10 protein-coding genes are annotated in these 10,210 nt (G+C 66.7%); 3 read left to right on the top strand and 7 right to left on the bottom strand.

Annotated features, from left to right (window positions below; genetic code table 11):
• Positions 1-303: 303 nt before the first annotated feature.
• Together ABTZ89_RS29425 and ABTZ89_RS29420 are read right to left on the bottom strand one after the other, a co-directional pair.
• Entirely contained in the window at positions 304-1,452 is a 1,149-nt protein-coding gene (locus ABTZ89_RS29425) for a hypothetical protein (protein ID WP_351050725.1), read from the bottom strand.
• Entirely contained in the window at positions 1,449-1,934 is a 486-nt protein-coding gene (locus tag ABTZ89_RS29420; RefSeq protein ID WP_351050722.1) for a DUF4365 domain-containing protein, read from the bottom strand. The genes ABTZ89_RS29425 and ABTZ89_RS29420 overlap by 4 nt, the downstream gene beginning before the upstream one ends.
• Positions 1,935-2,522: 588 nt before the next feature.
• Between ABTZ89_RS29420 and ABTZ89_RS29415 the strand changes: the two genes are divergently transcribed.
• Positions 2,523-2,837, top strand: coding sequence for a hypothetical protein (locus ABTZ89_RS29415; RefSeq protein ID WP_351050719.1), 315 nt, complete (start codon positions 2,523-2,525; stop codon positions 2,835-2,837).
• Positions 2,838-2,996: 159 nt separating this feature from the next.
• Here ABTZ89_RS29415 and ABTZ89_RS29410 read toward each other — a convergent pair whose 3' ends face one another.
• From ABTZ89_RS29410 to ABTZ89_RS29390, 5 genes are all read right to left on the bottom strand, one after another.
• Positions 2,997-4,379, bottom strand: a complete 1,383-nt coding sequence (locus tag ABTZ89_RS29410) for a pyridoxal phosphate-dependent decarboxylase family protein (protein WP_351050717.1) — start codon at positions 4,377-4,379, stop codon at positions 2,997-2,999.
• Between the two features lie 463 nt (positions 4,380-4,842).
• A complete protein-coding gene (locus ABTZ89_RS29405; protein WP_351050714.1) occupies positions 4,843-6,069 on the bottom strand; it encodes a hypothetical protein in 1,227 nt (408 codons plus the stop codon).
• Positions 6,070-6,197: 128 nt separating this feature from the next.
• Positions 6,198-6,479 carry a muconolactone Delta-isomerase gene (gene catC / locus ABTZ89_RS29400; protein ID WP_270950080.1) on the bottom strand — a complete coding sequence of 94 codons (282 nt, stop codon included), beginning with the start codon at positions 6,477-6,479 and terminating at the stop codon, positions 6,198-6,200.
• Between the two features lie 2 nt (positions 6,480-6,481).
• Positions 6,482-7,339 (bottom strand): catechol 1,2-dioxygenase, encoded by an 858-nt coding sequence (gene catA, locus ABTZ89_RS29395; RefSeq protein WP_270950081.1) that lies wholly within the window; start codon positions 7,337-7,339, stop codon positions 6,482-6,484.
• Positions 7,340-7,397: 58 nt separating this feature from the next.
• Entirely contained in the window at positions 7,398-8,543 is a 1,146-nt protein-coding gene (locus tag ABTZ89_RS29390; RefSeq protein ID WP_351050710.1) for a mandelate racemase/muconate lactonizing enzyme family protein, read from the bottom strand.
• A 313-nt stretch (positions 8,544-8,856) separates the two neighbouring features.
• Here ABTZ89_RS29390 and ABTZ89_RS29385 point away from each other — a divergent pair, with 313 nt between their 5' ends.
• Positions 8,857-9,414, top strand: coding sequence for a nuclear transport factor 2 family protein (locus ABTZ89_RS29385; RefSeq protein WP_270950083.1), 558 nt, complete (start codon positions 8,857-8,859; stop codon positions 9,412-9,414).
• Positions 9,411-10,076 (top strand): response regulator transcription factor, encoded by a 666-nt coding sequence (locus tag ABTZ89_RS29380; RefSeq protein ID WP_351050707.1) that lies wholly within the window; start codon positions 9,411-9,413, stop codon positions 10,074-10,076. Before ABTZ89_RS29385 ends, ABTZ89_RS29380 begins: the two co-directional genes overlap by 4 nt.
• Positions 10,077-10,210: the final 134 nt, after the last annotated feature.

Here is a 10,210-nt window from a genome sequence, read left to right as displayed (position 1 = left end):
GAGCCCGGTCCGCCGACCGCAGGCCGGGCGTGCGGCTGGCGCCGGTCCCGGACCGGGCGCGGGCGGTGGGGCGGCGGCCGCGGTTGGGCGCGCGCGGAAGGCAGGCGGCCCCGCAGGAGCCGGAGAAGTAGAGACCTTGAGCCCGGAGGTCCCGACGCCACTGGTTGGCTGTGCGAGCCATCGAAGAACGGTGCTGGGCACGTAGCCGAGCTGGTCGCCTTACCACTCCTGACGAGCTCGTACGCTCGATCGTGTATCGGGTTTCCTGCTTGTGGCTGATTTGCCGGAGGGTTTGACGCAACATCAGAATCGCGTCGCAGAGTCCCGCTTAAAAGAATCAACCCGAGTCATTTTGTAGTTTCCGGAGGCGGGTCGAAGTAATTCGCCGGAGACGACTACCCTTGCACGATCGCTATTTGCTTGGGAGGCAACCCGATAGAATCTGTCATTCAGTGTCATTCGAACGTTTCGTACATTATCGTCGATCACTGCTGAAACGGTGACGTCGCCGTCGTCCTCTGAAACAGGGCGTTTGAGCGCCACTACGGTACCGTAAATTACCTCATCTGACACCGTTTCGGCTCGTCGCAGCCTCTGTCCAATACGGGCAACAGCTGCAGCCTGATCCACTGAGAACGAGAATCGGTTGATTGTTGCTGGCTTTCGACGATTGGTTGCCCAGCCGAAGTTGATGTCAAAACGTGCAATTCCCTCGGTGTTGAGAATCTTCGAGATCGCGGCACAGGTCTCAGAGCTGAGTCCTTCAAGGACGGCTGTTGTCAAAGCTTGACCGTCCGCAACGCGCTTCTGCGAAGCCAATTCCGAGAGCTCATTAAGCGAAGAGTGCAAAGTACCAAGTACGCGCCTTGGGAAGAGCGTCCGTTCGGACTCTACATTTAGATCAAGAGTGGGATCCTCATGAAAAGAGTCAAGGCTCGGCAGATCGTTTACGAGTGGGATCACATAACTACCACTTTCGGGCGCAACCGCTTGCAAACGTTTCGCCATATCGCGAGCCGCTTTTGGTCTTGATCTACCATGATAACTACGCCGACGCAGGGTCGAACAAGCAGAAGCAACGACAATTTTGCTAATTTGATTGTAGGCCTGGGTGGTGTCGGATAGAGGAAGTCTTCCCCTTTGGATACCCTCGCCGTCCATGCTGAAGGCGATTCGATCTTCAGACCCCTGTGAGATCTCCTGCTCAACTTCTGATATCGATATTTGCAGGTGATTGCTAAGATCTGAAAAAAGGTTTCTAATGCGCCGGGAGTAGTCGCTTGCCCTAGTATTTAACGGCAGTAGGACTTCGGAGGCGTCTGTCCCTTGGCCGGTAGCCCAGACCTCAAACCTGTCGCCGATACGCTCTTCTCTTGACCATCCGTGCCTGTCGAGATAGCTGCGGATCTCGCGAGGGGGCACTGCGGACTCGTCGGCGTCGGTGTAAGTCATACCTCACCCCTCCGTGACTTCCGCAGGGCTGTCACCAAGAACTCGGGTGTCACCCGATTGGACCTGTTTACGTGGACTACCTGGCTGGAGCTGTTGCCACTCTGCTTTAGCCCGGATATCTTGGCATAATATCCTGACTTGCGCAAAACCAGCTCGGAGTCTGTTTGACGTGCCCAGTCCTCCCATTTTGCGGGCATTTCTACAACAAATAGGTATCCGGGCACTGTTCGTTCCGGGTCGGCCAATTGGTTGTACGAGTGAACAGGCAAGTCGTAACTAATTATTTTATCTGGATCTCTCTGTTTCATACCTTTCATTTGGACATCAACGCGGAACGGGCCATCTACCAGTTCAAGGTCGACTCCGAAATAGTCTACCTTTCTTACCTCGACCGCGACTCCAGCTAGAGAGGCCAGTGCTTGAATATATGCAACACTGAAATGTTCTTTGCAGGCATCCTCTGGCAGCCTCGCTCGCTCCATAATGCGGAGGTTAACCCCCTGGTCTTGTGGGTGGGATGGCTTTGATCATCATTCACTCATCCAGCCCAGCGGGGCTTATTTGTGGCTTGGACCAACCGGCCGATAGGAGACGTCCGGTTGGAGGTGCGCGCAGCACCCTGCACCCTTGTGCTTGTTCGCATGTCTTTTTACCGGGCGCGGGAGATAGGGAAGCGCATCTCCCTCGATGCGGGTCGGCTCCTGTACCTGCCCGCTGTCCTTCCTCCGTGTCCAGTCGGCGCCCGCCAAGGCATACCTCTGCGAGTCCACGCATCAGGACTCGGCAACTTCGCTACCGCGTCTGACGCCGGGGTGGGCCGGGGTTGCGACCCTGGGGAAGGAATCCGCACTTTACCCTCACAAAACCACACGAAATGACCGCAAACGATGCATCGTGATGAACATTTGCTATCGCGACCTGTGCAGGTAGTGGTAGGTGTTGAGCAGTGACCGCAAACAACCGCAGGTGTGGCCTCAGAATCCGCGGGTTCAGGGTTCGATCCCCTGGCGACCCACCAAAACCCCAGGTCACAGACCTGGGGTTTCGCATGTGCGGAACCGGGGGCCGGGATGCCGATGATCGTGTGGTGGCGCAAGCCGCCCAGTGGCAAGGGGCGACCCGACGGTCGGGCCCTGCTCGTGGCGCGCGTGTGCGTCGTCGGCCCTTGGGTCTACCTCGCGCTCTTCCTCCCGGTGGCGATCCTGGCGCCGATCACGGCGCTGGCCGGCTTCTGGGGGCTGCGGCTGGTGGTGGTCCTGGCCGTGGCGGGCCTGGTCGCCGTGGTCGTCCGGCACCCCCACGACGATCAGGACGGCGACCTCACCTTCACCCTTGGCTTCGGGTCGGTGCTGCTGGTGGTGCCCGCCCTCGCGGGCGCGTACTGACCGCTGGCGCTGCTCCCGCTGATCGTGCCGATCCTCATGATCGCCGCAGCGATCCGCAGGCGCCTGCGTCGATGAGCGCGCGGGCCGGGAAGAACCGTGTCCGAGAACGAGCGTGCTGGATGAGACCGTCCACTTAGGACCAGATCGTAGGTCGTTGCGTCACAACTCGTGCACCGCTGCTCGCAGTGCCGAAGCCACTCGGTGGGCGTCGGTTGCGGTGGTCTGCCAGTTGCTGAAGGCGGCTCGCAGCGCGGGCACGCCGTCGAGGACGGTGGGGGTCAGGAAGGCCTCGTCGACGATCTGCTCGGTGAGCGCGGAGAGCCGTTCGGCGGTGGGGTCGTCGGCGAGGGTGAAGCAGACGACGTTCAGGCGGACGGGTGCCAGGAGTTGCAGACCGGGGGTGCTGTCGACGGCGTCACCGACGGTGCGTGCGCAGGCGATGCACCGCTCGGTGATCTCGCGATACCCGTCCCGCCCGTAGGCGCGCAGGGTGAACCAAGCGGGGATGGCGCGCAGGCGGCGGGAGTTCTCCGGGGTGAGGTTGGCCGTGTCGGGGGTGTCCCCGAGCGGGCCGAGGTAGGCCGCCGCGTTCTGGAAGACGCGCGTCTGCAGGTCGGGGCGGCGGGTGAACTGCACAGCGCTGTCGTAGGGGACGTTCAGCCATTTGTGCAGGTCGATGCAGATGGAGTCGGCAAGGTCGAGGCCGTCGACCAGGTGCGCGTGCTCGGGGGACAGGGCGGCGAAGGCGCCGAACGCGGCGTCCACGTGCAGCCAGAACGGGTAGCGCTCGCGCAGCCCGGCGATGGCCCGCAGGTCGTCGAAGTCGACGGTGTTGACGGTGCCCGCGTTGGCGATCACGATGCACGGGCCCTCGCCCTCGGCCAGCGCGCGCTCCAGCGCTGCCAGGTCGACGGCTTCCCTCCCGGGCAGGGTCGGCACCTGGACCAGGGATCGGCGCCCCAGGCCGAGCACGGACAGCCCCTTGGCCGCGCTGGAATGGGCGGCCCCCGAGAGCACCCGCACCGCGCCGAGCGCGCCCGCTCCGTGCTCGGCGGGTGAGACGCCCTGCTGTTCTCCGAGCCATTCGCGGGCGACGGCGAGGCCGACGGTGTTGGACATGGTGGCGCCGCTGACGAAGGTCCCGCGCTGCTGGTCGGACAGGCCGAACAGGGACCGCAGCCAGCCGATCGCCTCGCGCTCCAGGTGTTGCCCGGCCGCGTCCAGGGAAGTGAAGGAGTTCTGGTCCCAGGTCGAGGTCATCCAGTCGCCGACCAGCGCGGCGGGCGTCACCCCGCCGGTGACGAATCCGAGGTACCGCGGTCCAGCGCTCGTCGACAGCGCCGGTTCCCAGCGTGCGGTGAACTCCTCCAGCGCGGTCCGCAGCCCAGCCCCCTGCGCGGACAGCGGGGCCGGTTCCGGCAGGGGAGCTGCGGGCACGACCTTCCGCTCGGAGAACTGGGAGAGCACGTCGGCGGCGTGCTGCTGGACGGCCGCCAGCTGCTGCGGCAGCTCATCGCGGTCCGTGGCGAGTCGCGGGTGCATGGAATGGCTCCGTTCGTGGTGTCCGAGCACGACCGTACGGAGCCTCCCGGCCCAGCGCCTGGTCCAATTCCGGGAAACTGGACTCGAGCCGATCAGCTGGTGCGGCACCGGGACCAGCGCCGGAAGGTGCGGAGAAAGCGGCGCGCCTCCGCTCTGCGATGTCAGAGCGGAGGCGCGCAGTTCAGTTCGTGCTCGCCCGGCCTACTTCTTCATGCTGCGAGCGATCAGCGCCACGACCGCGATGATGACGATCAAGACACCGACCATGACGAGAATCTCGTAGACCCCAGGCATTCCAAACATGCCCGCAAGTGTCCCATGAGGACGTCCCCGACCGTCGAGTCCCAGTTGCGGGTACGGCGATCCCGCTGAGCGATCAGCCGCGTTCGGAGGGTGTCCATAGAGGATTCACCAAGAGGTTCTTGCGGACGAGACCGGCAGCGGGCCCGCGATTTCGGTGGGGTCAGGCGGTGCGGTGGTGGGCTGCTGCGCGGATGCCGAGGAGGAGGGGGAGGGAGCCGACCTCGCGGATCACGGTGGGGAGGCTCGGGGCTTCGAGGATCGGGGTTCCCGTGCGGAGTTCGGCGCCCAGGGCGGCGAGGTCGATCTCGAGGAAGGTGACGTCGGAGCTGTACAGGCGCTCCGCGCCTCGTGGTGCCGTGCCGCGGATTTCGGTGCTCGACACCGACAGCTCGGTCAGGCCGAAGAACTCCGGTTTCGCGCCGCGTTCCATCCAGCGCGCGAAGCCCGTCATCTCGGTGCCCGCGATGGCGTCCGGGCGCACGCCCGTCTCCTCGCAGAACTCGCGCTCCATGCCCGCTCGCAGCACGTCGGCCAGGGTTTCGCGCGCTTCGCCGTCGGCGTCGGTCAGGTCGCGGGGTTCCAGGGATCCGCTGCCGGACGGGGCCTGCAGCAGCGGGCTGGCCGTGTTGCGGTCGGACTGGCCCACCAGGAGCAGCAGGCCGTCGGTGGTGAACGCCAAGGTGGAGATCCCCACGACGTCGGACAGCACGCTGGCCGCCAGGGTGACGATCCGGCCGGACGTGTCGGTCAGCAGGCGGCGGCGCGGGTCGAGGTCCTCGCCCGTCTCCCGGTTGGTGATGCGCATCGTGCACAGCTCGTTGGAGCACTGGAAGTCGAAGTACCGGGCGCGGTGCAGCTGGATCTCCGCCTCACCTACCCCCGGCAGCGGCTCGGTGCGCATGCCCACCACCGGGCCGTTGAACAGCAGGCGCCCGCGGGCCCGGATGGGCAGCACGTGCGGGGCGGTGGCGCGCAGGAGCGGCGGCAGCCGGTAGGGCTCGTCGGCCACCCGCACGGTGAACCGCCGCTTCCGCAAGCTGTCGTCGATCTGGTCGCTGATCAGCGCGGTTCCGCGGTTGGGCAGGTAGCAGTACTCGGCGTCCGGGTACGCGGCCGGAGGCGGGAACGCCTCGTGCGGGAACGGCGCGGCGATCAGCGAGAAGTCGTGGGAGGACCAGCGCCGCCGCAGGTTGCGCAGGTCTCGCACGAAGGTCGCGGACCCGAGCAGCAAGGCGATCACCGAGATCACGACGCCCACGGCGCTGGGCAGGATGGTGACGGCGCCGAGCAGCACGCCGAGTGCGGAGACCAGCACGGGCCATTCGCGGACCGCCAGGAACCACGTGTAGTCGGCCTTGGAACGCGTGCGGCGCAGCAGCTTGAACAACCGATTCTCCCGAGAGTTCCGGAACTCGGCCACAGTAGGGCAAGCGGCGCTCGTCGCGGGAGGTTTCGCCGGGAATCGACATCGGGGTGGGTTCTGCGGCGAACCCACCCCGATAGTCCTAAGTGGACTCAGTCCTTGATGTCGGACGGGTGCTTGGCCAGCGGCGTGACCTCGATGTCCATGTACTGGAACAGCGGCAGGCCGGACAGCAGGGTGTGCAGCTCGTCGTTGGACTCGACGTCGAAGATCGAGATGTTCGCGTACTCGCCGACGATGCGCCAGATCTGCGGCCACTTGCCGGACCGCTGCAGCTCCTGGGCGTACGCCTTCTCCCTGGCGATGATCTCGGCCTTGGCGTCCGGGTCGAGGTCGTGCGGCAAGCGCACGTCCATCCGCACGTGGAACAGCACGGTCAGTCCTCCTGCGGGTCGAGCGCGAAGCTGTAGTCGATCTTAGCGCTGCCGTCGGCCTGGGTGACCGGCGAGAGGATCAGCTCCGGCTTGACCGCGCTGGCGATGTCGTCGTCGTTGTGCGGGTCGCCGGGGAAGTACAGCTGCGCTATGAGCTGCTGGTGGCCGGGCGCGGAGACCTTCACGTGCAGGTGCGCCGGGCGCCACGCGTGCCAGCCGGCCGCGGCGATCAGCTTCCCGCAGGCCCCGTCGGTGGGGATCTGGTACGGCGCGGGCTGGATGGTGCGGATCCGGAACTTGCCGTCCTCACCGGTGGTGAACGTGCCGCGCAGGTTCCACTCCGGCAGGCCCGGGGCGAACTGGCTGTAGAAGCCGTCGGAGTCGGCGTGCCACAGCTCCACGGTCCCGGCCAGCGGGGTGCCGTCGACCGAGGTGATCGCGCCTTCCCACAGCAGCGGGGTGCCGGCCTCGTCCTCGCGCATCGGCAGCTCGGCGTCCGCGCCGCGCTCGGGGGCGTTCGGGGCGTAGTACGGGCCCTCGATCGAGCCCTTGCTGCCCTTGCGGTCGGCGGTGGCCACGTCCTCGACCACGTGCTCCACCCAGACGTCCAGGAACAGCGGCCACTCGCCGTCCGCGCCGACCTGGATCAGCCACGCCTTCAGCGCGTTGTACTCGTCGTAGGTCACCTGGTGCTTGCGGATCGTCTCGTGGATCGCGCCGATGACCTCGCGCGCGAGCAGGTCGACGCGCTCCTTCGGGGTGTCCTTGACCGCGTCGTACGGCGACTTGTCGTGGTGGAAGCGCTCGGTCGCGGCAGCGCCCGAAGCGGCTGCCGTGGCGGTCTCGTCAGCGGCGCTCATCTGGGTCCTCCATCCCGTTTGCGTGAGCGGCGGTGGTCGCGAGAACGACCGCCGCCGCTCACGAGTCCTGGCGGTAGTGGGCGAGCTTGTCCGGGTCGATCTCGACTCCGATCCCGGCGCCTGGCCGGACCCGCAGCTCGCCGTCGCGGATCTGCAGCGGCTCGGTGAGCAGGTCGTCGGTCATGTCCAGGAAGTTGGAGAGCTCCGCGGCGCGGTGCGAAGTCCGCTGGTGGGCGGCGCCGAAGGCGATCGTGCAGGCGGTGCCCAGCTGGCCGTCGATCTGGTTGCCCATGACGACCTCGAGGCCGAGCCCCTCGGCGAGGTGGTGCGCGCGCTGCGAGCCGGTGAACCCGGTGCGGGCGGTCTTGATGCTGATCGCGGTGGCCGAACCGCCGAGCACCTCGCGGGTGATGTCGGCCGGGGTCACCGCGGATTCGTCGGCGATGAACGGGACGTCCAGGTTGCCGACCAGCCAGCGCCTGCCGAGCACGTCGTCGGCCGGGCAGAGCTCCTCGGCGAAGATCAGGTCGACGTCGGCGAGCTGGCGCATCGCGCGCAGCGACTCGGCCGGCGTCCAGCCGCGGTTGCCGTCGACGTAGAGCTCCACGGCGTCGCCGAAGGCCTCGCGGAGCGCGCGCACCACGGCGACGTCGAGCTCGACCGGGCGGCGGCCGACCTTCACCTTGAACGTGCGGATGCCGTAGGTCGCCACCATCCGCTCGGCCTCGGCGACCATGTTCGCGGGCTCGTCGAAGCCGAGCATGTGGCTGACCCGGAGCCGGTCGGTGTAGCCGCCGAGCAGGTCGGTGACGTTGAGACCGGTGGTCTTGCCGAAGGCGTCCCACATCGCCATGTCGATCGCGGCCTTGGCGGTGGGGTTGCCGACGGTGCGGTCGAGGCGGGCGCGGGCGACCTCGCGCTGGGTCAGGCGCAAGCCCGTGACCTGCGGAGCGAAGAGGGAGTCGACGACGGCGACGATCCCGGCCTGCGTCTCGCCGTAGGTGAACGGGCGGGGCGGCGCTTCGGCCACGCCGATGACGCCGTCCTCGGTGTGCACGCGGATCAGCACGTGCTCCGCGGCGTGCACCTCGCCGGAGGCGAACTTCAGCGGTTTGGCGTACGGGATGGCGAACGGGATCGCTTCGACCGCGGTGATCCGGGTTCCCGCGCTCGGAGTGTCCACTGTGGAACCATGCTCGGCCATCCGGACTCCTCGGGGTCGCGCCGTTGCCTGGATGGTTGCCGAGCGTAAGCGCTGGTCCGGCGGTGCGGAATTGGTAGAGCTCCCCAGCGGGCGTAGGGGAAACCTTCAGCTGGAGCACTGGCGATGCGTCTGACCTGCGGTTATGTTTTCGATGTGGGTGATTTGCCGGGGTTTGCGGGGTTCCGCGCGGCGTGCGTTGGTGCTATCCATTAGGTCCGGCCCCGAAGTCCGCTGCGCCCGCTCCGGCGCAGCCCGCCGCGATCGTCCACTGTGCACTCCTGAGTTCCGGTCCGGAACATCCCGTGAGGTGAACATGTCGTTGGAGAAGACCGTCGCCGAGCTCGCCCGCCGGGTCGAGGTCCTGGAGGCCGAGGCCGAGATCCGCCGGATCCAGGCCCGCTACATGTTCCTGTGCGACACACCCTGCCCCGAGTTCGGCGTCCGCGACGACGCCCACCGCATCGACCTGATCATGGAGCTCTACGCCGAGGACGCCGTCTGGGAAGGCGTCGGCGAGTACTACGACGGCCAGTTCGGCCGGGCCGAGGGCGCCGCGGCGATCCGCGCGCACTTCGAGGCCTTCTGGGGCGAGAAGCAGGACCCGGCGCTGCTGCTGAACGCGCACTACCTCACCTCGGAGCAGATCCACGTCGACGGCACCGAGGCGACCGGCCAGTGGATCCACGTGCAGCCCTGGCTGTTCTCCGACGGCAAGGCCCTGCTGCGCTCCAGCCGGCTGAACAACGCCTTCCGAAAAGACGCGGATGGTTGGAGGATCACACGTACGCGGACCGAGAACGTGTTCATCGCGCCGCTCGCCGCGGACTGGGCCAGCGACCACCCGTCCGCGTCGGTGCTGATGAAGCCGTGACCGGCCGGGCGGTGGCCGACGTGGAGGAGGCGGGGCCGGTGACCTCGGAGAACACCGAACCGGTGGTGCACATCGTCGACGACGATGCGGACCTGCGGCAGTCGCTGGTGTTCCTGCTGGAGAGCATCGGCGTCCAGGCCCTGACCTACCCCGACGCCGGCACCTTCCTGGCCGAGTTCGACCCGGCCGAGGTCGCCGTGGTCATCGTCGACGTGCGGATGCCCGGGATCAGCGGCTTCCAGCTGCAGGACCGGCTGCTGGAGATGGACTACCCGGCGCCGGTGGTGTTCTGCTCGGCCCACGGCGACATCCCGATGTCGGTCCGCGCCGTCACCCGCGGCGCCGTCGACTTCCTGGAGAAGCCCTACCAGCCGCAGCGGATGGTGGAGCTGGTCCAGGCGCAGCTGGACGAGGCCCGCCACCGCTTCGCCGAGCACGCCGAGCGCAGCGCCGTCGCGGCCCGCCTGCAGTCGCTGACCCCGCGCGAGCGGGAGGTGTTGCGCCTGGTCATCGAGGGCCTGCCGAGCCAGACCATCGCGGGCAAGCTCGGCACGAGCGTCAAAACCGTCGACGTCCACCGAGCCCGCATCAAGGCCAAGGCGGATGCCGAAAGCCTCGCCACCCTCGTCCGCGACATCCTCCTCCACCGAGTAGAGGTCTGACCGTTCCCTCCGTCCGAGGTCCCGCAAATTCAATGGAAATCGGACCTCCGATTTCCATTGAATTTGCGGAAGTTCTCCACAGGTAGGACGACTTGTCCACAGGTGTCGGCGTGTCGGGGTCCGCAGGTCCCGAC

Origin of the sequence: Saccharopolyspora sp. NPDC002686 (genome assembly GCF_040295745.1) — a bacterium.
GTDB classification, from domain to species: domain Bacteria; phylum Actinomycetota; class Actinomycetes; order Mycobacteriales; family Pseudonocardiaceae; genus Saccharopolyspora; species Saccharopolyspora oryzae.
This window is presented reverse-complemented; position numbering and strand designations above follow the sequence as displayed.

Coding starts and splice junctions, on each gene's coding strand:
- ABTZ89_RS29415 (WP_351050719.1), top strand. CDS start 2,523: ATGCCGATGATCGTGTGGTGGCGCAAGCCGCCCAGTGGCAAGGGGCGA.
- catA (WP_270950081.1), bottom strand. CDS start 7,339: ATGAGCGCCGCTGACGAGACCGCCACGGCAGCCGCTTCGGGCGCTGCC.
- ABTZ89_RS29390 (WP_351050710.1), bottom strand. CDS start 8,543: ATGGCCGAGCATGGTTCCACAGTGGACACTCCGAGCGCGGGAACCCGG.
- ABTZ89_RS29385 (WP_270950083.1), top strand. CDS start 8,857: ATGTCGTTGGAGAAGACCGTCGCCGAGCTCGCCCGCCGGGTCGAGGTC.
- ABTZ89_RS29410 (WP_351050717.1), bottom strand. CDS start 4,379: ATGCACCCGCGACTCGCCACGGACCGCGATGAGCTGCCGCAGCAGCTG.
- ABTZ89_RS29420 (WP_351050722.1), bottom strand. CDS start 1,934: ATGGAGCGAGCGAGGCTGCCAGAGGATGCCTGCAAAGAACATTTCAGT.
- ABTZ89_RS29425 (WP_351050725.1), bottom strand. CDS start 1,452: ATGACTTACACCGACGCCGACGAGTCCGCAGTGCCCCCTCGCGAGATC.